Annotated in this window: 22 protein-coding genes; 12 read left to right on the forward strand and 10 right to left on the reverse strand. The window is 41.1% G+C overall.

Annotation, left to right across the window (positions count from 1 at the left end; all coding sequences use genetic code 11):
• Positions 1–14: 14 nt before the first annotated feature.
• The 3 genes from amt to OA91_RS04330 all read right to left on the reverse strand — a co-directional run bounded on the left by amt (position 15) and on the right by OA91_RS04330 (position 6,161).
• A complete protein-coding gene (amt, locus tag OA91_RS04320) occupies positions 15–2,225 on the reverse strand; it encodes an ammonium transporter (protein ID WP_063336493.1) in 2,211 nt (736 codons plus the stop codon).
• 352 nt (positions 2,226–2,577) lie between these two features.
• Positions 2,578–5,043, reverse strand: coding sequence for an EAL domain-containing protein (locus tag OA91_RS04325; protein ID WP_063336494.1), 2,466 nt, complete (start codon positions 5,041–5,043; stop codon positions 2,578–2,580).
• Positions 5,040–6,161: a substrate-binding domain-containing protein gene (locus tag OA91_RS04330; protein ID WP_157203755.1), complete on the reverse strand. Its 1,122-nt coding sequence runs from the start codon at positions 6,159–6,161 to the stop codon at positions 5,040–5,042. The genes OA91_RS04325 and OA91_RS04330 overlap by 4 nt, the downstream gene beginning before the upstream one ends.
• 79 nt (positions 6,162–6,240) lie before the next feature.
• Here OA91_RS04330 and OA91_RS04335 point away from each other — a divergent pair, with 79 nt between their 5' ends.
• The 4 genes from OA91_RS04335 (at position 6,241) to OA91_RS04350 (ending at position 9,763) form a co-directional block, all read left to right on the forward strand.
• The gene (locus OA91_RS04335) at positions 6,241–7,356 is read left to right on the forward strand and encodes a substrate-binding domain-containing protein (protein WP_082827777.1); all 1,116 of its coding nucleotides are present in this window, start codon (positions 6,241–6,243) and stop codon (positions 7,354–7,356) included.
• 183 nt (positions 7,357–7,539) lie between these two features.
• Positions 7,540–8,835: an alpha/beta hydrolase gene (locus OA91_RS04340; RefSeq protein ID WP_063336495.1), complete on the forward strand. Its 1,296-nt coding sequence runs from the start codon at positions 7,540–7,542 to the stop codon at positions 8,833–8,835.
• Between the two features lie 162 nt (positions 8,836–8,997).
• Positions 8,998–9,438 carry a hypothetical protein gene (locus tag OA91_RS04345; protein WP_063336496.1) on the forward strand — a complete coding sequence of 147 codons (441 nt, stop codon included), beginning with the start codon at positions 8,998–9,000 and terminating at the stop codon, positions 9,436–9,438.
• Positions 9,439–9,463: 25 nt separating this feature from the next.
• Positions 9,464–9,763 carry a hypothetical protein gene (locus OA91_RS04350; RefSeq protein ID WP_063336497.1) on the forward strand — a complete coding sequence of 100 codons (300 nt, stop codon included), beginning with the start codon at positions 9,464–9,466 and terminating at the stop codon, positions 9,761–9,763.
• 68 nt (positions 9,764–9,831) lie between these two features.
• On the opposite strand, the gene OA91_RS04355 is transcribed toward OA91_RS04350, so the two are convergent.
• Together OA91_RS04355 and OA91_RS04360 are read right to left on the reverse strand one after the other, a co-directional pair.
• Positions 9,832–10,065 carry a hexameric tyrosine-coordinated heme protein gene (locus OA91_RS04355; RefSeq protein WP_063336498.1) on the reverse strand — a complete coding sequence of 78 codons (234 nt, stop codon included), beginning with the start codon at positions 10,063–10,065 and terminating at the stop codon, positions 9,832–9,834.
• A 46-nt stretch (positions 10,066–10,111) separates the two neighbouring features.
• Entirely contained in the window at positions 10,112–11,062 is a 951-nt protein-coding gene (locus OA91_RS04360; RefSeq protein WP_063336499.1) for a catalase, read from the reverse strand.
• A gap of 144 nt (positions 11,063–11,206) precedes the next feature.
• On the opposite strand from OA91_RS04360, the gene OA91_RS04365 reads away from it, so the two are divergent.
• On the forward strand, positions 11,207–11,623 hold the full coding sequence (locus OA91_RS04365) for a MarR family winged helix-turn-helix transcriptional regulator (RefSeq protein ID WP_082827778.1): 417 nt from the start codon (positions 11,207–11,209) through the stop codon (positions 11,621–11,623).
• Positions 11,624–11,700: 77 nt separating this feature from the next.
• Here OA91_RS04365 and OA91_RS04370 read toward each other — a convergent pair whose 3' ends face one another.
• Positions 11,701–12,120, reverse strand: coding sequence for a secondary thiamine-phosphate synthase enzyme YjbQ (locus tag OA91_RS04370; RefSeq protein ID WP_063336501.1), 420 nt, complete (start codon positions 12,118–12,120; stop codon positions 11,701–11,703).
• 120 nt (positions 12,121–12,240) lie between these two features.
• A complete protein-coding gene (locus OA91_RS04375) occupies positions 12,241–13,113 on the reverse strand; it encodes a LysR family transcriptional regulator (RefSeq protein ID WP_063336502.1) in 873 nt (290 codons plus the stop codon).
• A 928-nt stretch (positions 13,114–14,041) separates the two neighbouring features.
• Here OA91_RS04375 and OA91_RS04380 point away from each other — a divergent pair.
• Positions 14,042–15,775 (forward strand): BCCT family transporter, encoded by a 1,734-nt coding sequence (locus OA91_RS04380; protein ID WP_063336503.1) that lies wholly within the window; start codon positions 14,042–14,044, stop codon positions 15,773–15,775.
• A gap of 125 nt (positions 15,776–15,900) precedes the next feature.
• Here OA91_RS04380 and OA91_RS04385 read toward each other — a convergent pair whose 3' ends face one another.
• Positions 15,901–17,172, reverse strand: coding sequence for an aminotransferase class V-fold PLP-dependent enzyme (locus OA91_RS04385; protein ID WP_063336504.1), 1,272 nt, complete (start codon positions 17,170–17,172; stop codon positions 15,901–15,903).
• Between the two features lie 227 nt (positions 17,173–17,399).
• Between OA91_RS04385 and OA91_RS04390 the strand changes: the two genes are divergently transcribed.
• Positions 17,400–17,873, forward strand: a complete 474-nt coding sequence (locus OA91_RS04390) for an Lrp/AsnC family transcriptional regulator (protein WP_046018711.1) — start codon at positions 17,400–17,402, stop codon at positions 17,871–17,873.
• A gap of 67 nt (positions 17,874–17,940) precedes the next feature.
• Here OA91_RS04390 and OA91_RS04395 read toward each other — a convergent pair whose 3' ends face one another.
• Positions 17,941–18,162 carry a DeoR family transcriptional regulator gene (locus OA91_RS04395; protein ID WP_046018712.1) on the reverse strand — a complete coding sequence of 74 codons (222 nt, stop codon included), beginning with the start codon at positions 18,160–18,162 and terminating at the stop codon, positions 17,941–17,943.
• Positions 18,162–19,433 carry an MFS transporter gene (locus OA91_RS04400; RefSeq protein ID WP_063336505.1) on the reverse strand — a complete coding sequence of 424 codons (1,272 nt, stop codon included), beginning with the start codon at positions 19,431–19,433 and terminating at the stop codon, positions 18,162–18,164. Before OA91_RS04400 ends, OA91_RS04395 begins: the two co-directional genes overlap by 1 nt.
• A 159-nt stretch (positions 19,434–19,592) precedes the next feature.
• Here OA91_RS04400 and OA91_RS04405 point away from each other — a divergent pair, with 159 nt between their 5' ends.
• The 5 genes from OA91_RS04405 to OA91_RS04425 all read left to right on the forward strand — a co-directional run bounded on the left by OA91_RS04405 (position 19,593) and on the right by OA91_RS04425 (position 24,588).
• The gene (locus tag OA91_RS04405; RefSeq protein WP_063336506.1) at positions 19,593–20,498 is read left to right on the forward strand and encodes an AraC family transcriptional regulator; all 906 of its coding nucleotides are present in this window, start codon (positions 19,593–19,595) and stop codon (positions 20,496–20,498) included.
• Between the two features lie 152 nt (positions 20,499–20,650).
• Positions 20,651–21,565 carry a LysR family transcriptional regulator gene (locus OA91_RS04410; RefSeq protein ID WP_063336507.1) on the forward strand — a complete coding sequence of 305 codons (915 nt, stop codon included), beginning with the start codon at positions 20,651–20,653 and terminating at the stop codon, positions 21,563–21,565.
• A gap of 193 nt (positions 21,566–21,758) precedes the next feature.
• On the forward strand, positions 21,759–22,793 hold the full coding sequence (locus OA91_RS04415; protein WP_063336508.1) for a TRAP transporter substrate-binding protein: 1,035 nt from the start codon (positions 21,759–21,761) through the stop codon (positions 22,791–22,793).
• Positions 22,794–22,831: 38 nt separating this feature from the next.
• Positions 22,832–23,317 (forward strand): TRAP transporter small permease, encoded by a 486-nt coding sequence (locus tag OA91_RS04420; protein WP_063336509.1) that lies wholly within the window; start codon positions 22,832–22,834, stop codon positions 23,315–23,317.
• Complete coding sequence (locus OA91_RS04425; protein ID WP_063336510.1) at positions 23,311–24,588, forward strand: TRAP transporter large permease; 1,278 nt, start codon at positions 23,311–23,313, stop codon at positions 24,586–24,588. Before OA91_RS04420 ends, OA91_RS04425 begins: the two co-directional genes overlap by 7 nt.

Genomic DNA, 24,588 nt, shown 5'->3' on the forward strand with positions numbered 1-24,588 from the left:
GGTCTAGGTATGATTTAATGAAGTCTTGTACTGGTTTTAAAGCTTGAAGTGACCTCTTCAAAGGATTGAGAGACGTTTGTTAGTGCCTGACTTGAGTTCTCAATAGAGGAGATCTTATTTAAATTCGTGGTACAGGCATTTTCGATATCTTCAACGGCACTGAGCTGCAAAGAAATATTGTCTTTTTCAGTTTGCGCCATTTCATTGATGATACTGTTAGCACTTTGTACCTTGATTATTTCGTCGTTACTTCTGGATAATCGCTCTATTGCTTGGCTCATCAAACTGTTGCTTTCCCTGACTTTTAGCCTGTTATCATCCATTAAGTGATTTGCATGTGTCGTTCGACTTTGCAGACTGTCAATGACAACACCTATTTCTTGTGTAGCAAGGTTTGTCTTACTGGATAGTTGACGAACTTCATCCGCCACGACTGCAAACCCACGTCCACTTTCACCCGCGCGTGCAGCCTCTATTGCAGCATTAAGCGCCAGTAAATTGGTCTGTTCTGAGATTTCTTGTACCCCAGAGAGAATGTTAACGATTTGATCACTGTCTTGTCTTAGGGCCTGCATAATGTCGTAGGCCTCATCAGCTTTAGCCTGCATTTCAAGCATGGTAGCTTTCATTTCCTCTATCATTTCTAACGATTCGGAAGAGCTGCTTTTTACATGGTTTGACCTTTGCGTGATATCCATAGTGAGATTAGCAAAGTTGTGTAGAGAGTCGTGTAATTCCGCGGTAGATTTGGTGATATTTGCTATGTCAGCTAATTGTTTCTGTACTGCCAGACTTATATCAGAAGAGTCTAGATTCATATTACTTGTATGGTGTTTTAGGTTGTCTACACCCTGAGAGAAGTTTGCATAAGTCTGCTCAACCTGGCTAAGTAGCCGATTAAACATAACGGCAATATCACCATTTTCAGTGCCATTTTCAACCTCAAGACGCTTGGTTAAATCGGCAATCGCCTCAGGATTACTGTGAGCATTCACAAACTCTTGCATAGCACTTAGGGTTTCAATGATGCCACTCGTTGCGCCATGCTCCACAATATTCAAGCCTTCTTTTTCGTGCTCGGGTTCAACTCTTAACTTATTAAAGGTTTTTAAGCCCCAAAACATAATTAAGCCAGTTGAGAAGGACCAAGCAAAGACTGCCAATACACCGGTTAATTGAACGGTGAACTGATCAAAGCGACTGACGCTGTTTAAGTTCTCTAGAGGGGCGACAAATGCCAACATTAAGGTACCAACAACCCCTGCTACCCCATGAACGGCAATGGCATTAACAGGATCATCCAACTTGAACACATGTAGCATAATCTCTTCGCTAAAGTAGACAATCGCACCTGTTACTAAGCCAATAATGATAGCCCCACTCGGGGTAACGACAGCACAGCCTGCGGTAATACCAACCAGTCCACCAATGACACCACTTAAAATTTTCTCAATGTCGATTGTCTTGCTTTTACTTGAAACTGAAATGACAAAACACATGATGGCAGACGCTGATGCTGCCAACATGGTATTCGCCATTATGCCGGCAATGTCCTTGGTTGCTGCAAGGGTACTGCCACCGTTGAAGCCAAACCAACCAAAGAAGAGAATAAAAGTACCAATAACGGCCAGAATAAGGCTATGGCCATGAATTTTCTTTGCTTTACCTTCCGCATCGAAACGACCAATACGAGGTCCAAGCATGATAACGCCAGCGAGACCAACCCAAGCACCAACAGAGTGAACAACAGTAGAACCTGCAAAATCTATCATGCCTTTTTCGGCTAACCAGCCGCCACTCTCCCAGATCCAATGACCAGAAATTGGGTAAATAATGGCGGTTAAAAGCAGCGATATCACAACATAAGACATGAACTGCATTCGTTCTGCCACGGCACCACTTACAATGGTTGCAGCCGTACCTGCAAAGGTTGCCTGAAATACGAAAGAGGCAATATCACTAGGCTCACTTAACCCGTTAAGCATAAATGCACTTGTGCCCCATAAACCCAGTGCATCACTTCCAAACATCAAACCATAGCCAATAAACCAAAAGGCAAAAATGGCGACGACAAAATCCGTCATGTTTTTCATTGCGACATTGATTGAGTTTTTTGCTCTGGTGAGGCCTGCTTCAAAGGCTGTGAAACCTGTTTGCATAAACATGACTAGGGCAGCAGAAATCATGATCCAGATAATATCGAGTGTTGGTTGAATTTCTTCCATAGTGGTTCGACTCTTAATTCTTTTTTTAATGGGGTTAAGTGCTTAAACATGCTCTTTTAATGTGACATTTGAGTGATATGAATGCAGGTTTGATGCCGAATAGAGTAAAAATGGAATGAAGTTTTGAAAATCAGCTTAAGTGATTAAAAAAGAAGTGAATTTTAGAAGAGGTGAGAGAGGCTATATTATTTATATTCGAAATTTCTAATGTTTTAAGTGGGCTTATTTATGCTACAAAATAATAGGTGCACCAGTTTATCTCATTAATGTGCTTGAGATTTTTTAGTGCACCATTTTGGTTCTTTAGTGAGGTTTTAGCTTGGCTAACGATTGTTAGTTTAGCTTGGTTTATCTACTTATCTCCCTGATTCGCTTCAAAGTATTCCAACCAAGTCGTTACAGGTAGCGGCTTGGAAAAGTAGTATCCTTGTGCACGTTTACAGCCCAGCTTGATAAGCTTATCTAAATGCCTTTGGGTTTCTACGCCTTCGGCAATGACAGATAAATTCAGTATTTTGGCAAGTTTCAAAACGGCATTGGTAATCTCATAGTCAAGCTGTGACGTGTCTAAGTCTTGGATAAAGCTGCGATCCAGTTTTAGGTAATCTGCGGATAAGTTTTTCACCACAGAAAGGGATGAGTAGCCTGTGCCGAAGTCATCAATAGCGATCTTATAACCTTGGGCCCTGAGTGTTTCGATATTTTGCACACAGGTGACAAAGTCTCGCATCATGTCTCTTTCGGTGATTTCTAAAATGAGCTGATGAGGCTGGCAGTTAGTTTGATCAAGAATGTCTTTAAGTTGTTCCGCTAGATCTGGCATATAAAACATGCGAGCCGAGAAGTTCACTGAGAAAAGTACGCCTTCAAGGTTTACGCCTTCTGCTTGCCATTGGCTGATTAAAGAGGCGACTTTTCTAAACACCCATTTATCGATATCGACGATGAGATCTGTTTTCTCGGCAATCTCTAAAAAGTCGACAGGTTGTAGTAGCCCCAATTTAGGATGCTCCCATCTCACCAGCGCTTCTGCCCCTGTGACGCGCTTACTGTGAAGGTCGACTTTAGGTTGGAAGTAAACAACCAGCTCATCGTTTTTAATTGCTTGGCGCAGGCCTAAGTTTGTCTCAATAATATCCGTGACCTCTAAGGTCATTTTATCCACATAAATGCGGTACTGATCTTTGCCGTTGCGCTTCGCATGGTACATGGCGGTATCGGCATTTCGAATTAAGGTTTCGTCGTCGTTACCATGGCTTGGGAACTGGCAAACCCCGATACTAGCTGACACAAACACACTTTTATCATCGATATAATAAGCTTTACGCAAGGACTTATTGATGCGTTCGAGAATGGCCTCACCCTGTTGTACTGACTCTTCATCATCGACCACTATCATGAATTCGTCACCGCCCATGCGAGACACAAAACCTATGCCATTTACTAGCTTCTCTAGTACTTTTGCGACATTGATTAGCAGGTTATCCCCAGAAGTGTGGCCTAAAGAATCATTAATGGTTTTAAACTCATCGATATCTAAATAAATTAATAAGAAGGATGAGCTTTGTTCTTTTGCCTTGAGGATTTTTTCATTGAGCTTTTTAGTACCGAGCAGACGGTTTGCTAGACCCGTCAAAGGGTCATGGTGGGCTAAGAAGTCGAAATTCTTTTTCTCTTCATTCAGGTCTGAATAAGCATCGGAAAGGCGCAGTGCCATTTTATTAAAGGTATTCTCGATATGGCTCCATTCATCCGTACGGTTTAAGTTAATGGGTTTATTCACGCCGTCGGACTCTATTCGGTCAAACCCTTCGCTAAGATCATCCAGAGGTTTTCTTATGTGCCGTTTAACCACTAAGCTGACAAGCAAAATGGATAATATAAAGGCGGAAATACTAATCAATATGGCATTAAATCGAGACTGACTTATCTCTTTTTTCAGGTTTTCTGCTAAGGCTAGGGCATCTTTTTGCACATTGGATTCGGTCAGCTCAACCATAGACAAGAGTTCGTTTTGGGAAGTCACTAGGGCATCCATTACAATCCAACGTTGTTTTAAGTTTGCCTTGATACGTCTTAGTGCTGCGTTGTATTTACGCAGGGTTTTCTTCATTTTTTGTTTTTGAATTCTCAGCTCAGCCGTGTTGATATCAACATTCTCGAGATGTAAAAGTAGAATATCTAACTCTTTTTCTACTTCAATGATTAACACTTGTTCTGTTTCTGGTGTGATTCGGCTGTGGATATTGCCTACCATCTTGCCTGTCATCAAGAAGGATTCTCGCAACATGGAAATAAGGTCTAGCTTGTTGTAATAACTCCAGTTTTCACTGTCTTGTGAGTCGACTAACCTTTGGGCTGAGATATGTAACTCTAGCTCGTCAATTTGCTCGGCGAGTAAAGCATCAATTTGTTGGGTTTTCTTGAGTATTCGGTTAAGTGATAAAGAACTACCCAAAAAACGATGGAAGTTATCAATGAAGGAATCCATCTTTTGCGATAGTACTCGGTTCGTTGATAGTTCACGTAGGGTTTGTAGCTCTAAATCAATATGAAAAGCTTCTTCTGAAAGAGTGCTTTCACTAAACAAGAAGGTTTGCTCAAGCAGCTTTACACGAGAGGTTAACTTGAAAACTCGACGGCTGATATCCGAATGCTCAGACAAGACTGTAATGTGTTCATGTGCTTGGGTTTTAAGAGTAGATTCAACAAAATAGAGGGATCTAATCACTATCAGTATCGCAAAACTTACTATCATCAAAGACAGCAAGTTAGAAAAGATGAGACGCTGAGTAATGGTAACTTCTTTTAATTTCATTCACCGCCCCAAATCTTCAAATACACATCTCGATAGCCATTTTTAGGATCATAAATTCCCGAACTTTCACTTGTGATTAAGTCATCCACATTATCCGGAATGACTAAATGAATTGGGGTAGAGTAACCACTAGGTGGGTGATTGCTAAAAGCTCTGTTTAGCTCATCAATAATCTGCCAGCCTTGTAAGTATAAGGGTTCTGGTACAGTCGCAAGCTGAAACTGCTGCTGACTGATTCGCTTATAAGCCGCCTTACTGCCATCACCTGCTGATATATTGCGAGGGATACCTCTGCTTTCCTCTAATCTAGATTCAAAAGAAGGAATGGCGTAGTCAATATAGAGGTCATTAATGGTTAAAAAATAAGTGATGTTTTCGCCGTATGAATTCCACAGTGTGTTCAAGGTATTTGGCATCTTCTCAGCAATCTGATCTAAGGCTAAAGGCTTCAACTCTAATACTTTGCAAGTACTGCATTTCTTTAAGGTGTCCACCATAACTCTTGCCTTGATAGAGGCTATTTTATAATTAGGGTCTGTAAAAACAATGGCTTTGGCTTTGCCCTTTGAGTTAACAACAGCAAGTAAAGCGGCGACTTCGGCAACTTCTAAAGGGTCTGTCGTAATATTGGTATATAATCCAAGCTCATCATTTCTGCCTGCTAATTCTGCCGCATGCCAGCCAACAACCACTATGCCTTGTTTCTTGGCTTGCTCTAAAATGGTCTTATGCCTTAGGGCGTCGATTCCCCCCAAAATAATGGCATCAGGTCGAAAGCTAATTGCTTCTCGTAATCCTGCCGCTTGGCGAATTTCCGAACCTCGGCTGTCAATAAACTTTAATTGCCAATCAAGATTAGAGATAGCTTCTGAAATTCCTTTGGCAACACCATAGACACCACCATTTCTTAAATCCGATGCGACAAAAATGATTTTCTTATTGTTAACAAGCTTTGGGCCATCTTTTGGACCATCCCAAACTTGGCTACTTTTAGTGGCTTGTTCTACCTTCTTAATGGCGTAATCCAGATAGTTTTCTGGCGAATTATTGGCGAGAGAATACGAAGCATAGCTGCTTAGAATAATGGCTATAATAGTTAAGAATCTTTTAATTAGCATCTTCTTATATAAGCTTAATTTATCAATATTTATAGTATAAGATAAGAATATTCCACAATCTGTTTAGTTGGTGTAAACCATGTATATACGCACTCTTAGCCACTTTTGTAATGTTTTTTTGCTGACTTCTCTGATTTTTTCGACTTCTGTTAGTGCTAATCAAGCTAGTCCAAATGAGGTGAAAAAGACACAAGTTGAGCAGGAAAAGCTAAAAGCATTTCAATTAACCGTTAACGCGAAAGCGGCTCCAATTGATGTAAAACTGACTGACCCTGTTCGTATTGCCATCATATATCCAAGTGCTGATATCTCTGATTTTTGGGTAAGAAATTACACGGCTATGACAAAACGTTTGATGGAGTTAGAACTGCCTTTTGTGATTGATCAGTACTCTTCTAGACAGATAGAGCACGCTTTACAAACACAACATACTCGCTCAGTTTTAAGTAATAAAGAGTCATATGATTTTGTGATTTTTGGCCCTTCTGAGTTAGAGCTGCAATCTAATAACATTCAAAAACTGGCTGCATCGGATAAATTCAAAACCTTTATTTGGGCCTTCCATACACCAAACCCTCATTGGGAGTACCAACCTGATGCCTGGTTTGATTTCTCAAGCGCCATGGGAGCCGAGGTATTGTGTCATTATGTGGTTGAGCGTCTAGGAAATGATGTTGAGTTTGCGGCCAATCGAGGTATTCCTGGTATTACTGATACTCAAAGATCCCAAGGTTTTATTGACTGTGTGGAAGAAAAAGCAGACTGGGTAAACAATTATGAGCATTTTGGGCAGTATCAAAAATTGGGTGGTTCTGATGGGGTTAAGTTATTTCTCGAAAACTTCCCAGAAGTGGAAATGATACACAATGCCAATACTGCCATGACAATGGGAGCAGTAGATACCCTAGGGGACGCTAACAAACTCGATGATATGTTTGTAACCGGTTGGGGAGGTACAGCGAAGGAAATTGAAAAAATAAAGCTAGGTGAATTGAGTGCCACACCTATGAGGATGAGTGATGATCTTGGTGTTGCCACAGCCGAATCTATCAAGCTATACATTCAAAAAAGAGAGTTAGACTTACCCGAACTTTACCTTGGCAGAATACTGGTTGTACACGATGAAATGACCCATTCTGAGCTAGATGCTTATACCAAAGAAGCCTTTCGCTATTCAGGTATTAGGCAAGATTAAAACCTTAAATTCTGACCTTGCTTCCATCAAATTGGATGGAAGCAAATCTCCTTGAAAGTGCTTTTATTCTAAGTGCTTAAACTCAAATTCTCTTCTTATTCCAAATAGCTATTTTGGCAGTTTCTTTGACAAGTGAACCAGCCTGTACAAAACTTATTCGATGATAAGAATGAGGATGGAACCATGAAGCAGTTTCTTATTTTATTAATGACTTTGTTTTTATATGCCTGTAGTGCGGCGCAAACGGATAGGGCTTATCAAGAGCTAGGTCGATCGGAAAACTTTGAGTTAAATGACAGTCTGATTATTGGCTTTGAGAAGATAAATTCAGCAAAAGCAAATATCCTCCCTGGTGACTTAATTGATTACCCCTTTATCTCCATACCAACAGATATCAGCGTGAACCAAAAGCTGACTGCAAAGCGGGCCATTACAGGCCAAGCAAAAATTATCCTCCCCACTCAAATTGTATTTCAAGACAGTGAAGGTGACTTAGATTTTCACTACAACCTTTATAAAATCAGACCTGAACAAAACACCTATAGCATGGACGATTCATTGAATAAAATGCGAGGTGCTTTTGATCGTTTAGCAAAGGTATTGGGTGAAGGTAATTATACCCATCTGATGATTTATTCAATGGGTTGGAATAATGATCAAGTTGAGTCTGTCTATCGCTTTAATCGATTAAAGGCCTCGATTAAATCAGCAAGTAAGCATGGTTCAAATTACAAACCTTTCATTGTTGGAATTACTTGGCCATCGGTTTGGTCCAGCATTAGCTCTGATGCTGAAAGGCTACTAGGCCATTTAAGTAGCTACCCAACTAAATCTAATGACGCTGATGAAATAGGTTATACATGGGCTAATTTAATGCTGAATGAACTTGTCCCTAACACGCTAAATACATTACCAAAAAGCAAACGACCTAAGGTGGTTTTATTAGGCCATAGTATGGGAGCAAGGCTATTAAGTCGGGCGCTTTTCTCTAAAGCATTTTTGACCTCAGCTGATAAGACTGAGACTTGGTCTCCTGATTTATTTTTTGGTCTACAAGGGGCATTTAGTGCCCGTCGATTTGGTAAAGATGGAAAAGATGAATGGGGAAGAGAAGGATCACCTTATCAAGGCTTTAAGTCTTTAAATACGCAAATCGTGCTGACAACATCTAAGCATGATAACGCAAACCCGATTGCCTTTTGGTCATGTCATGTTGGGAGTACTAAGTGGCTAGTATCTGGATTAGACTGCGCTAAGGATAATCAGCATTTTCAAGTAGAAGTTTGGCCAAAAGCAGGCGGTACCTCAACCATAAAGTTTGATTTACAGGACAAGCGAGTCATCATGATTGATGCATCTAGTATTATTGGGCCTGATGAGGATGGTAAAGATGATGAGAGTTATGCAACCGACGGCCATAATGATGTACTAGATAAAGAAATTGGCAAGCTGATCTGGCATTTTATTGAGCAAACATAACCTTTAGCGAAACTAGGTTTAAGCCGCTACTTCTAGGAATAGAGGTAGTGGCTTTTTAATGTTTTATTCATTTAAAAACAGGTGTTTAACCTTTTAACTGCCTATTTATTTTTTACTTTTTTGATATGCTCTTTGGACATTAATTTAAGGAATAAATCGAAAATGAAGAGCTCATTGACCAAGCCCTATTCGGCCTTCTTTCTGCTGTTACTTTCAGTGGTATTTCTCGCTGGATGTAGCATTAAGTTGGTTGCTAATTATGATCCACAAAGTTTGACTCAATTAGAGATCATAAATAAAGAAATAGATTTCATGTATTTGAAAATGAAGGCTTTGCCAGAAAATCAGCGAACCTACTCTAATTTTCAACAAGACTATTTGAAAATTGATGTGGATATTAGAGCCTATGAAAGACGTCAGCAATTACGCGAACAGAATGAAGAAAGCGTTAAACAAGCCGCGATTCTTGCAAGCTTGTGGCAACAGGATATGCAGGCTCATAAGCAAAAAAATACGCTCAGCGACTTTATGATTAAGCGCAGACAAGCCCAATATCAGCGTTTACTTTCTAGCATGATCGAAGCAGAAATGGCGAAACAATAAAAGACTTATCATGGAGGTTTAAAGTATGAGTAACCCAATAGAAAATGCGCTAGAAAGTGTTAAACACACACTTGCTAAAGAAGACTTAACAAGTGAGTTATCAAGCGCAATAGAAGCAAGTTTTGCAAAAAATAGTGTCTCATTAGATGAACTGATTCAAGCGAGAGCTGAGGGTGAGTTGAGCCCAGAAGAGTTCCAAATAGAGCTTGAACGAGAGAAGAAAATTCAAGAAGCAGAATTACTGACTTTGCAGGTGGCTGCCAAAGCTAAAGTGCAAAAAGTCATGGACGCTGTATTTGATGCTTTACTTAGCGGATTGAAATAATCCACTTTTTATGACGAGACTTAAAAAGAGGTTTAAGTTGAGTTTAAACCTCTTTTTTAGTCATAGCATTATTGCTTTTGCCAGAAGTTGTTCGCTTGGGCAACGGTTTGAAAATTAGTCGCTATTACCTGTGAAGAGGCAATAAGGCTGTCGGCATCTTGCTCATAAATAGGGCGTAGTTTTTTACGCACATCATCACTTGGTTGAGTGTACTTTACGCCCATTCTAGATAGCTTGATGGCTAACTCATAGCCTGTTTGTGGGTCATCTGTGAATAAACTTGTTAACCATTGATCGCTCATTTTGTATTCCTTATTTTTTGCTAGAAGGTTCTGTTTAGTGGATGGGTTATTGCTCGCTTAAACGACGACCAAAAGAAATCGCATAGGCATTACGTCTTGCTTGCAGTAAAGGGTCGTCAGAAGGGAGAAATCCGTCGGATAAAACCAATGGATCAAAGTTAAGGTTTCTACAGGCTCCGGTTTCTTGGCGGCTAATAGCCGTCACTTTTAGTCTAGCCCCAATGATTTGAGTATGCTCTCCTTCCCATGGAATTGCGGCGTTATCTATTGCATCCTCTTTATTGGCTAAGGTAATAACCATATCCCAGCTAATTTCCCCATTAGCAAGGTTCTTTTGCATGTTTTGATAGAAAAAATTATGTGTAGGCTCTAACACGACACCTTGTTCATTCACAGGTTTAAATGACCATCTAATGGCTGTCTTTTTTCCAAGATCATTCTCAAGATAAAAGCTGTTAATGCTATTAAATTGAGTGCCTTCGTAAGGGGTGAGAGTTTTGGTTTTAGTGGCATTGTGAGCTTTAAAATTTTGCAGCTCTTTGCTTGATTCTTTAAAGGCTTTAACAGCTGCTTTACCCTCTGCTTTTGCTTTCATTAACGCTGCAAAGGCTTCTGGAGTTGAGACAGGAAAGAAGTCTAGGGTATTCATCGACATCATATGGAGTTTGCCTGTGGCAGGTTTGATTGATAACCCCATGCCATATTCTGCTGGCTTGTTATCAGCTGCATGAAAGTTGCCCCCTTTATGGGATAGTCGACCAATGACCTGTGATTCATATTTAAACAAAGGGCTGGTTGAGTAGAGAGTCATCCTTTTATCCATAGGTTGTAGCGTCCCTGTAAAACAGAAACCTTTACTATGGTTTCGGCGTTCGCCTTCGGTTACACCAAAGAGCTTCTCGAAAGAGTTTACTGTTGAAAGTGCTGTCTTATCAGCTATTGCTGGCAAGGCTTGTACCGCGACTAATACCGCACCGATATAAGCTAACTTACGCATAAAGATCACCTCATGTTTTTATTTATGATCAAACTATTTGTGTAAATACTATTCGTACACTAACTATTCGTCAACTAAATATTGTGTTGTTAATAATTAAACGGCAAAATGTTTTTATATAAACTATTCGTAAAAGGTGATTTTTTGTCCGTTGCTCAATTAGATAACCAGCTCTGTTTTGCCGTTTATTCCGCCTCTAATTACCTAACGAGTATCTATAGGCCGTTATTGGAGCCGTTAGAACTCACCTATACGCAATTTTTAGTGCTTATGTCGCTTTGGCAGGAAGATCAGATTTCAATTAGTTTGTTGGCAAAAAGAACAGGGTTAAGTAAGGCCACCATGACGCCTTTGTTAAAGCGCTTAGAGCAAAAAGACTTGATACGCAGAGATGCGATAGAAGGAAATGACCGCCAAAAAAGTATCGTACTAACGAGTGCAGGACGAGAGTTATCCTTACAAAGTGAATCCATCACAGAGCAGGCTTTTTGTAATACTGGATTAGGTAAAGCGGAAGCAGAACAAATGATAAAACTGTGCCGCAAGTTAATGACTTCATAAGGCCGTATTTGCCTCATTTTAGTTAGTTTCTATTATGTAGATGCCTTTGAGCTATTCAAAGGCATGACTTAAAAGTATTACTCCCCTTGCAGCGTCACTACGATTTTTCTTGGGCCTCCATGGTCCCTATGCTCACACAAAAAAATTCCTTGCCAGATGCCGATATTGAGCTTGCCATTAGAGATAGGCAGGCTTTGGCTTGCCCCTAATAAGCTGGCTTTGATATGAGCCGGCATGTCGTCTGGGCCTTCATAAATATGCTCATAATAAGGGGCGTTTTCAGGAGCTATCACATTGAAGTGAGATTCCATATCTCGACGCACACTTGGATCAGCATTTTCGTTGATGGTAAGAGATGCTGAGGTGTGTTTGATGAAGAGGTTCATCAAGCCTATATTGAGTTTTCTAAGTTCAGGTAATTGAGCCAGTAGCTCATCCGTAATCAGGTGAAAGCCACGTGACTTGGCTTTAATGGTTATTTCTTTTTGAATCCACATAATGCTCACTCGTCTAGGTACGACTATATGAAATCAGTTTATCAATTAATGTGGCAATAGGCATGAGCAACATGGGTCAATCTATCTAATCTCAATGACAGCCTTTATCGTCATGATTAATCATATATCACTATGACCAGTGCCTATTTTCTTTGCCACTGAGTGTAAGCTTTTAATGGCGGCATCATAGAGTGCATTATCTTCGGTTTTTTTACGGTAGACGGCATAAACCGGTTGTAAGATGCTGGGTGCATCTTTGACTAGATGGAACTCTCCACTTGCTAAGAGTTCTTTTGCTCGCCACGCCTGAATATACATAGAGCCTCCTTTCTCCTTTAAGTAGTTTATCGCCATAGTGCCAAGGCCCATGGTGACGCCTTTGGCTTTGAGAAAAGGAACTTGAGAGGCGTGAGCGCTATGAAAGTTAGGACACCAGCCTATGTATACATATTTCTCTTTATCTAGCGTTTCGAGGTCGCAGGCTTGGGTCGACACTAAGACAAACTTGTCATCGAATAGCTTGATGATCTCTATGTCTAATAAAATACGAGGCTGATACATGACAGCGATATCGAGCAAATTATTAACAATTTGCTCCATCATAGACATGGAATAGTCCGACTCAAGGTGCAGGGCGATGTTAGGATATTGCTCTCGCATATCAATCACCCAGTCATTCACAAACTTATCCCAAATACTAAATTGAGTGGAGAGACGTAAAATCCCTTCATAGCCTCTGGGTAGGGCGAGTTCTTGCTGTGCTTGTTTCCATACTTCACAAATGTTGGTGGCATATTGTTGAAACTTAACACCTGAGCTTGTAAGCTCGGCACCAAATCGTCCTCGCGTGAATAGCTCTACTCCTAATGATTTCTCTAGTGTTCTAATTCTTGTACTGACTGCTGATTGGGTAATACACAGTTCTTCTGAGCTGCGATTAAAGTTTCGAGTATTCGCCACACTCAAGAAGGTTTCTAGTTGAACGTAATTCATAACTCGCCTCATATAAGAGAAAGCAATCTATCTTATATTTAGATTCTATTGAAGGTTTCAATTTAAATAATCTATTGAATTTTAACTAACCGAATGACAGAAAACTTATTGAAAGGCGAATACAAGTTACTCAAAAACACTCAATTTGATGAAACCGTCGGACGAGAAAGTGATTAAAAAAAGACCAGAAAAATAGATTGAAAAGCAGGGTTCTATTTTGAATTTTGAGCGTGTTAGTTTTGGCTTGGTATTACAGTAAATTTAATTAAGGAACCTGCGATTAAGTCACCTCTTCTCAGTCTTTTCAGAAAAAGCGTCAAGCAAGGCGTCACTTTGCCGCTTTTTTCTGATAAGAGCTGTAGGCACCTTTCGAAAAGGGACAACACAGGGTGACGCTTTTTCTGAAAGACCCGAAGGGCGTGGTCTAAAAGCACTATCTTTAAGTTGAGGGCCTTATCAATAGAATAACTATTAAGTTACGCCCCTCGCCATAAATCTAGGCGCTTTTATCCACACGCTGAGGCGGGAGGACTTATTCGCAGGTTCCTTAACAATCATTGATTGCGATCATAACTATAGAAACAATTCGTTATATTTCTGTTGAGTGATCAGATATTTTCTAATGATAGCGGATTTTTTTCGGCTTAGGTTTCAAGAAGTTGGGCCTTTCGCCTGACCAATGAAGTTTATCTATTCAATCTTAGAGGTATCTCTGCATGTAAATTGATAATCGAAAATTACTATATCAACCCACTCATAATCGACGGTTAGAAATTTGCGCCAAATCGGTGCAAATATAATCAGAAAAGCAGCGCAAGAAATTAGCTTCTTAATACTTAATTAGTGGTAAATATTTTTCATCACTTTTCATTAGATAACGTAGCGGCTGTGACACAGATTACAAAAAAGCAATGAAAAAGGTGAATATATGTATAGTGACAAGGAGCTTGATAAGCTCATTGAAAAAAGAGGGATGCTGAAAGGGATAAATTCGACACTCGGCATCACGGCAATCGTGATGATTTCAGTTTTTATTATTTACACGATATTGCTTGGCAAAACCGCAAGTGAACATTTTTTTGGGATCAAAACGTGGATTGAGCAAACCTTAGGTTGGTATTACATTGCAATAATGATGTTGGCCTTTTTGGTTTGTATGTTCGTCTTATTTTCTAAAGCAGGAAGAATTCGTTTAGGGCGAGATGATGAACGTCCTGAATTTTCAAATTTTGCTTGGTTCTCCATGCTGTTTGGGTGTGGTACCGGAGCAGGCATGCTTTTCTTCTCAATGTCAGAACCCCTTATCCACTTTGCCAGTGGTTGGAGTGGCGGCAATCCTTTTGTTAGTGCTGAAGTTAAAGGGGCTGTCGCCGCTTTCTTTGAGGCTAAACAAGCGGCATTAAATGCAGGCCTACTGCCTGGCGATGAAGGCTTTCCGATTCCCAATGATCTTGTGGCAGAAGCTGCTGCTGGTGGTTTAAAGCTTACGGTTTTCCACTGGGGAGCAGTGGCTTGGGCAATGTACGGCGTTGTTGGTTTATCGCTTGCCTATTTTTCTTTTCGAAAGGGTTTACCCTTATCCATGCGTTCAGCGCTTTACCCTTTAATTGGCGATAAAATTTACGGGCCAATAGGACATGCTGTCGATATTTTAGCGGTATTTGGTACCATTTTTGGTATTGCGACCACCCTTGGTCTTGGGGTTGAGCAAATCGGTGCAGGGTTGGTGTCATTAGGTGTTCTGACTGAAAAATCTCAAACAGTTACCATAGTGTCTATCGTTCTAATTACTGTGATAGCAACCTTTTCGGCGACCACTGGTGTGGCGAAAGGGATTAAAATGCTGTCCGAGCTTAATAGCTGGATCTGTCTGATTATTCTCGCGTTTTTCTTAATGGCGAGTAACGCTAACTACCTCATCGCAAGTACCTTAACAGGGCTTGGTGAATACATATCGAGTGCTGTGCAAATGTCCCTATGGACAGCTCGCAGTGACGATGAGCGAACATGGCAAGGCGGTTGGACCATCTTTTATTGGGGCTGGTGGATTGCTTGGGCGGCTTTTGTTGGCATGTTTATCGCGCGTATTTCTCGTGGCAGAACGATACGTGAGTTTGTTCTTGGGGTGATGATTATTCCTACCCTAGTGTCCACTGTTTGGTTTGGTGTCATTGGTTCTGCAGGTATTTATGAGTCGCTTTATAGCGCTGATATGAGTATTTACACTACCGCTGTGAACAATTGGGATTACGCCGGAACCCTCTATACCGCCTTTGATGTGATCAGCCCTGGTGTGGTTGCCACTATCGCTAAAATCGCCGCTCTGGTGGTTGTGGTTGTCTTCTTTGTGACCTCTGCCGACTCTGGCACCTTGGTATTGGGCCGCTTATTAGCCTTTGGTAAAAGGCCACCAATACAGCAGCGTATCATTTGGGGATGCATGCTAGGCGCGGTGACATTGGTGATTCTATTATTGGGGGGTAAAGAAGCATTGAAAGCACTTCAAGCAGCTTCTATTGCAGGAGCATTACCTTTTACTTTTGTCATTATTGCTATGTCGATTGGACTAGTAAAATCTCTGATGGCAGAAAATAATGAACTGATAGAGAACGAGGAAAAGATGCAAGAAATCATTAATAAAGAAATTTCTGATTTGAGCTAATCTTCCTTCTGTTAGTAGTCAGCCACCTAACTAGACGGCTGGCTACTAGCATTTTTTTAAAGCATATGAGGATTACTTCAACGCCTATTAGCCTCGTTTAAAGCTATGAAACAAACACAAACTTACTAGTGCTTAGCAAAGTAGTCCTGTAACAAACTAATCAATTTCTCGACTTCTTTAACTGTATTGTAGTGAGCCATACTGATACGAATGATGCCTTTGCTCATATCTTTAATCCCCATGGCTTCAAGCAAGCGATAAGCATAAAAGTGACTGTTAGAAACCGCAATGCCAGCTTCTCCCAAATAGGCTGTGATACCGGTAGGACAATGCTCTAGAGCCTCAAGCGCAAAGTTTGCTTCTCGTCCTTGCATGGTATTTTTACCTAGCAATTTTACGGGTAAACCTTTGATCCCTTCTAAGAAAATAGTACCAAGTTTGTCTTCATGGTCTTGCATGAGTTTGGCTATCTCTTGTGCTTTTTCATAACTGCTATTATCTTGCGCTTCGGCCTGATCAAAGTGATGTTGGTGCATGCTTAAAAAGAAGCTTTCTAACCCAGCAAGGGCGGCAATCGAGCCATGATCAGGGCCTGCTGAATCGAGTAAACGCCAGCTTTTGGTCTGCTCGTTAAAAAAGTGACATTGGGGAGTCAGGAGTGACATAAAGTCGGGGGCAATATACATGATGCCATGATGTGTTCCGAAGGTTTTATAGGTGCTAAAGCAGTAAGCGTCCACCTTGTAAGAGGGGATATCTGGCCAAGTATGAGGGGCGAAAGACACGCCATCCACAACCATTTTAGCACCCACTTGATGCGCGAGATCGGCGATCTCATTGATAGGGTTTTCAGTACCAATAATATTGGAAGAGTGAGTCACGCTAACCAGTTTGGTTTTATCACTTAGCAGGTGCTTAAATTCATCAAGCTCAAGTTCGCCTGTTTCTGGGTTGATAGGCCAAAGTTTAAGGCTGATATTTTTCGCTTTGGCTAATCTTTCCCAACCGCCAATATTAGATTCGTGATCTTGTTGGGTGACGATAATCTCATCCCCCTCGTGGATAAATCCAGCACAAGCTTGGCTCAGAGTATTAAAGTTTTGAGTAGAGGAGGCACCTATCGTGATGGTTTCTTCATCTAGGCCTAAAAGGTCGGCAATGGCTTTTCGACCCGCATCCATTTGCTCACCTGCCGCCTTACCAATTGGGTTATTTGAGTATGGCTGTACTTTATTATGTAGGTAAAAGTGGTTCAGTCTTTCTATCACAGCGTTAGCGGTAAAGGTTCCGGCGGCATTATCAAAGAAGCCTTGGATACTTGGGTTCTCTAGCTGGAAAAAAGGAAACTGCTGTCTTGCGAATGCGACATCAAGAGTCGTCTTTGGCGCTGTTGTCATTGTTTTTCACCTTTCTAATCAATCAATTGTGCTGGCTTACTAAAAGGCTTATTTTTTGAAAAGTAAGCCTTTTATTGGGTTTTGTTTTAGCTTTCGAAAAGACCTTGTTATCATTTTTTGACATCTTCAAAGCTTGATTAAAGTATAATTTGGCCGCTTGATGCCTTATATGACGCATTGCTGTTTTAATCTGTGATTTACCGACAAAGTGAAGGTGAAACCCGAGTATGACTTACCATTTAAAAAAAGAGCCGGATGCCCTTGATTGGAAGATTTTAAGTGAGCTGCAAAAGGACGGCAGAATGTCCTTTTCTGAACTGAGTGAAAAGGTATCGCTTTCAAGACCTGCGGTTGCAGAAAGGGTAAAACGTTTAGAAGAGGCCAATATCATTACTGGCTACAGCGCCAATGTTAATTTAAAAGCCTTGGGTTACCCAATTTCTGCTTATTTAACTGTGTCAGTAAACCAAACCAAGTTTAAATCCGTGGTGGATTCTTTAAAGCAAATCCCTGAAATTACTGAATGTATTCGCCTTGCAGGACAAGACGATATTATTGTGAAAATTGTAGCAAGTTCAGTGGAATACATTGCCAGCACCATAGATGATTTATTGGATACTCATCCAGACTGTAAGTATGTGACCTTTGTGGTGATGGAATCTTTACTAGAGCATGATGTGATCACGCTTTTCAAAAAATAAGTTTAGGCGCTTTTAGTCTCTGTTTTTCTTTTGATAGAAGAAGCTGTTTATCAGTCGCTTAATTAACTTATTCTCTGCATCTTGCTCCATCGCTCGTTTGACGCAATAAATTTGCCTCTTCGAGCGTGGCGAGATCTCGCACTATAGCGTTTTCAGAAATCTTAAAACGCTGGCTTAATTGGTGCGAGGATACCTCTCCTTCTATTTCCACTAAGAAAAGAATTTTTTGTCTACGCTCATTCGTGGCAATTAAGGCACGTTTTTTAATCCCATTGTCTGGCTGTTTCATTAGGCTTCCCCTAATACTCCATTATGTTTTTTCTCTGGGCTAAATCCCCTGAGCCTCTCTGTTGTTACAAGCAAGCCAAGTGCCAAAATGAATAAGAGAGCGGGGTATAAGGCGAAAGAGAAATAAGACACTAAAGCCCCAATGAAAGGTGGGACCAAGGTTGTGCCTATGTACGCACATGCCATAGACAAACCTATGACAGCTTGTGAAGCTGAGGCGCTAAAGCGTTTTGGTGTCAGGTGTATGGTATTTGGGTAAATAGGCGCACATCCAAGCCCTATTAGCATTAACCCAAGAGGGGAAAGTGCACTAGGAAGTGGCGAAATAAGTAACAGCACACCTAAGATAATGGTGATGACACCTAGACGAATAAGGCCTTCTTCATTGAGTTTATGTGCTGACTTTTCTGAGCCTGCTGCCGAAACTTTTCCTGCAACTTTTCCTGAGACAAAGCCACACAAAAAACGGCCACATGTAATGCCTAGGTAGAAGACAGCGGTCCAAAAGGCAGCATCTTCTGGGCTAAGGCCTTTCTCGATACTTAAATAACTGGCTGCCCAAAGGCCTGTACCTGCTTCAAGTGCACAGTAACAAAAGAACATGACAAGCTGAATCTTGACCCCAAGAATGCCAAAAGCCTTTCTATTAGATGTGTTATTGGTAATGCTATTTGAAGCTTTACTGGAAATATAAGAGTCAGAATCGGTTTCTTCTTGCTTTGCCGTGATAGCCTTTTTCCAAAGAGGCAAGCTTGCAAAGAGTATGATAACCAAGGCAAATTGAATTAGGGCAATGGTCATATAACCTTGTCGCCAGCCTTCATTGAGCATGAGGTAGTTCGCCATAATGAGCGGACCCGCCGTAGCCCCTACTCCCCAGAAAGAGTGTAGGTAATTCATATGCTTAGATTCATAGTTTTGTGCCACATAATTGTTTAATGCCGAATCCACTGCGCCAGCACCTATGCCTAGAGGTACGGCTAGTAGCATTAACGCTAAAGCAAAGTTCGCCATGCTAAAGCCCAATAGGGCACTCGCCGTTAATAACACGCTAAAAGCAACCACCTTACCGATACCAAATTGATTGATAAGTTTGGCCGTCATTAGACTTGAGATGACAGTGCCTAAACTGATAACCAGAGAAACTACACCCGCAAATTCAAGACTCGCATTGAGGTTTTGGCTCATGATAGGCCAAGATGAGCCAAGTACCGCATCAGGGATTCCCAAGCTAATAAAGGCTAAATAAATAATCACAAGTAAAATGAGCATGGCGTTTGTTTCCGTTAATCGCCTTGCCTTATAGCAAGAGCATTAAGTAAATGAATTGCGATAACGATACTGCCAGTACTATTAAAAAAATATGTAAATGCTATTCTAAAATATAACAATCCTTCCAAATTTGGATTTATTAAACGTGATGGCATAAGTATGCAGATTTATAAAATTGAAACAGATGAGAGCGGTAGAGAGCTTACCTCCCATGGAGCGAGTGACTTTCCTTGCGCATCTTATGATGAATGGTTTTCTAAATTCTTTGGTGGAGAAGTCCCTTGGCATTGGCACGATGAAGTGGAAATAGTGCTAGTGGTTGAAGGCAGTACCAAGGTGGAATGCATAGGTAAGTGTGAGCTCCTTAACGCTGGCGATATGATCTTTGTAAATGCAGGGGCGCTACATAAGTTGACCAATAATGGCCCTGGTGATTGTCGTATTCTTAATGCCGTTTTTAACCCTCAAATGATAGGAGGCCAGAGCTTTAGTCGTATCTATAAAAAGCATGTTTTGCCTGTGTTAAACAACAAACAATTATTAAGTTATAAATTCTCTTCAGAGGTCACTTGGCATCAGACTGTCATAGACGAGCTAAAAGCGGCTTTTGTGGTTTGGCAAAATGAGAGTGATGATTATGAGTTTGTGATGACCATGGCTTTGATGAAATTCTGGCACCTTTTTGGCGAGAATAAACCTGATATTTTGTCTAATGCTCAAGTGCCCAGTACCAATGAAAAGCGCTTACATACCCTGCTTAACTATATCCATGACAACCATGCGACTCATATTAGTGTGGCTGACATTAGCCTTGCTGCAAACATTAGTGAAAGTGAGTGTTATCGCTTATTTCGTAATGCGTTAAAAACGACCCCTAATAATTATCTGCTCAATTACCGTTTAAGAATTGCCGCACAAATGCTGGTGGAAAGTAACAAGGCCATAACCAAGGTCGCTTACGATACAGGCTTTAGTTGCCCTGCTTACTTTGCCAAAAAGTTTAAATTAGCCTTTGAGAAAACGCCTAAAAACTTTCGACAGGAGAGCCGTTTAGAAACGCACTAATAACTAAGGTTAGGCTCATATTTGCTCAGCAAATGTGCTGTTAAGCTTTCCATAGAATATTAAATTCAATCGAATTTAGTTCTCTTTAGGCTATAGTTCGATCTAAACTCCTCTCCCTAATTCGGTTCAGTTTTTCGTTTTTAAGGTGATTTATGCATAAACTTCCGCCTCGTGCACTTGAGTATCTTAATGCCATTGCACGATATAAAACCCTTAGAAAAGCAGCCGCTAGGCTGAATGTTAACCCGTCTGCCGTGAGTCGTTTACTCTCTCAATTGGAAGAGAGCTTATTGCTCCCTCTTTGGGATAGAACCAATAGCCGTAACCCTATTACCCCAGCTGGCGAAGAGTTGCTGCAATATTATCGAAAGATGTGTGCCAGTGAACAAGCCACCTTGTCCCGCTTAGATGACATGCTTAATTTGCGTTCAGGCGAAGTGAGAATTGCTGTGGGCGAGGGAATCATAGGGGATCTAATCTCTTCTCCACTGCAATCCTTCTTAAAAAAGCATAAGGACATCCAGCTCACGGTGGAAATGGCTGGTGCACAAGATGCGGTTAGCTTACTCGAAGAAGAGCATATTGATTTCGCGTTAACCTATGCTTCTGCGAATCACCCCAAATTACATTGCCATTTAGAAACTCAACATCCTTTAGAGTTAATCGTGCCACCAGGCCATGAACTGACTCAGCTAGCAGGCCCAGCTACCTTTAAGTCAGTGGTAAAATACCCCATTGCTTTGATAGATAAATCCACGGGAATGGGCCGTCTAGTCACACTGGCAGAAGAGTTGAACCACTTTAAATTAACACCTAGTTTACGGACTAACTCTGTTTCTGCCCTGAAAAATTATGTCATGTCTGGTCTTGGTATTTCCTTTATGCCAAGGCTAACGATTTGGGAAGAGATAGAGCAAGGCAAGATAGAGGTTGTGCCTATGGATAACCTTGTTTTTGCGAAAGCCAAGGTTTGCGTGCTGAGTTTAGAGGGTCGAGAGCTGACACTTGCTGCTCAAGCCTTGCTTGATCACTTGTCAGAAACGATGCGTTTTTTGTCTGATAACTAATACCTAATGCCTAATACTAAAAATACTTTGTGCGCTGTCGCTTCTAATTTTAGTTTTTGTGTGTTGCTTAAAATGCAACAGTTTGGGGCTTGTGGTGTCAACAGCTCAAGTTTAGTTTGTAAAAGGTGGGCTACAAAATGATCAAAAATACACAGAAATATCAAACTGATAAAAATGCTTAGAGGAATCTAAAATGACGATTATAAAAAAAGTGTTTGGTGCAACTAGCGTGTTCAAATCCCTAGCTTTAGGTGCCGCACTTTCGACCTTATCCCTTGCTGTGAATGCTCAAACAATCAATTTGAGTTACAACGGTGCGCCAGATGCGAATAAAAATGCGGTACACCTTTTTGCTCAAAACTTGAAAACCTTAGTGTCAGAAAAAACACAAGGTGAGTTAGAACTAAAACTATACCCTAACAGTATGTTAGGAAATGAAGAGCAGCGTATGGAGCAGGTGTTAAATATCCCTAGCTTAAATATTGCTTCTTTTGGTGGCATCTCACCTTTGTTCCCGGAGATTTTTGTCAGTGCGATTCCATTTATGTTCAGTGACTTTGATAAAGCACGCGAATTTTTTGATAAGGGTGAGTATTGGAAAGCGGTTGAAAAAGACTTTTATGCTCGTACAGGTGGACACCTTTTAGCAGTAGTAGAAGAGGGTGGATTACTGGCTTTTACTAATAACAAAAAACCAATTAAATCCCCTAAAGACTTTGATGGCTTAAGGTTCCGCGCTATGGATAAAAGCCAAGTTGCACTCTATAACTCATTTGGTGCATCCGGTACGCCGATTCCATGGACTGATGTTTATATGGGGCTAAAAATGGGAGTTGCTGATGGGCAAATGAACCCACCTATGTACATCATTTTGGGTAGTTTATACGAAGTACAAAAATATCTAACGCTGGCTAACATTCAGTATTCTGATCAGTTCTTAGTCGGGAATGATGAGCTGCTAAATAGTTTGTCTGCTTCTGAGAAAGCGGCTTTATTAGAGGCGGTAAAAGAAGCTAACGACATGAACCGTAAGTCAGTTGAAAGTAAGGTAAATGAACGTATTGCTTACCTAGAAGAAAAGGGCATGCAGGTTTACAGACCAACCGCCGCTGAGCTAGAAGCGTTTCGCCAAGTTGGCCAACCCTCTTACTTCCAGTGGTTGAAAGACGAGGGCATAGACCAGAAATGGGTTGATCTTGCTCTAAAAGATGTTGGTTTTAATCAGTAATTTATTTGGTTAGGCGCTTCGGCGCCTTTGAGGCTGTTATGACCTTAGATATTATCCGATCAGGTATTTATCGCCTGTTAATGTCTTTATCCAAGACGATACTTGCTTTAAATGTGCTGCTGATACTCTACAGCGTGTTTACGCGTTATATTTTGAACTCTGCACCTATTTGGTCGGATGAACTTTCAAGGTACGCCATTATTGCCAGCGTCATGCTGATTATGTCCTGTGCCTACGTGGACGCAAGACATATGAAGGTGTCCTTTCTGGAAGACATGGTCAATGATTTTACCCGCCGTTTGATTAAATATTATCAGTGGTTTGTGCTGTTATCGGTCGCTTTATTCTTTACCTTTATTAGCACTAAGTACTCTTTATCCATGGGGCGTTTCACCAGTATGGGGTTAGGCATCAGTAAAACCTTGCCTCTTCTGAGTATGCCGATTGGTTTCGGCGCTTTATTTTTAATGGTGTTATTACAAGGACCTTTTCCAACTAAGAAAAAAGAGGATGAGGCATGTTAAGCGCCATTATTATTACCTTTTTAATTAATATATTGTTGGGTATCCCACTTTATATTTGCCTGATTCTAGCCTCGTTAGTTGGCTTTTATTTTATTGATTTCTCCCTTGCGTATCGCATGGTGCCACAGCAGTTCTTTGGCGGCATAGACTCTTTTGCGCTCATGGCGATCCCGCTCTTTATATTGGCGGGTAACCTGATGAACTCTTCAGGCTTAACTTCTCAGCTCATCCGCTTGGCTAATTCTTTGGTTGGGCATTTACGTGGCGGTCTAGGTTATGTGAATGTGGTTTCCAGTGTCTTCTTTGCTGGCGTAAATGGCTCAGCAGTGGCTGATACTTCTGCCTTAGGTTCTTTGTTAGTACCTGCCATGAAAAAAGAAGGTTATGCCACCAGTTATGCGGCAGGGTTAACCGCTGCTAGTTCCTTAATTGGGCCTATCATTCCGCCTAGTATTTTCATGATTCTCTATGCGTCACTAACCAATACATCCGTAGGGGATTTGTTTTTAGCGGGTGTGATTCCAGGCCTTTTGTTAGGCGGCGCCTTTATTGTGATGAACTATCTCTATGTGAGAAAGGTGGGTCTTAAAAGCCAAACAGATAGATCCAGTCTGAAAGGCGTCTTAATTGCGCTTTGGTATTCTGCCCCGGCTTTGCTCGCGCCTTTTATCATAGTTGCCAGTATTGTATTTGGGTTTGTGACACCGACGGAATCTGGTGCACTGATTGTGGCCTATGCGCTTTTGTTAGGTTTGCTAAATCGCAGTTTATCCTTGAAGAAACTGGGTGAGGCGATTGCAGATACTGCGATTTTAACCGGCAGTATCTTTGTTATTATTGCGGCATCTTCTGTGGTGAGTTGGTTATTAGCCTATGCTCAGTTACCTTCAGAGTTAGCACTTTTATTAGCGCCCTTTAAAGAAAATCCCACCACAGTGTTGCTCATTATTAGCTTGATGACTTTCTTTATTGGCATGTTGATGGAAGAGGTTTCAGCACTCATGCTGCTGACACCTGTCTTCTTTCCTGTGGCAATTGCCTCGGGTATCGACCCTATCCATTTTGGTGTCGTGATAACCGTGAATATTACTATCGCCTTGATTACGCCACCTATGGGAGCCTGTGTTTTTGTGGCAGCAGCGGTCAGCAAACTGGATATTCTGGATATGTTTAAGAGTATTTGGCCCTTTGTGTTGGTGGCAATTTGCGCCCAAATTCTGGTGATATCTTTGCCTAGCTTAACCTTGTTCTTACCAGGTGTTTTTAACTGA

Origin of the sequence: Marinomonas sp. SBI8L (genome assembly GCF_001624705.1) — a bacterium.
Lineage (GTDB): Bacteria > Pseudomonadota > Gammaproteobacteria > Pseudomonadales > Marinomonadaceae > Marinomonas.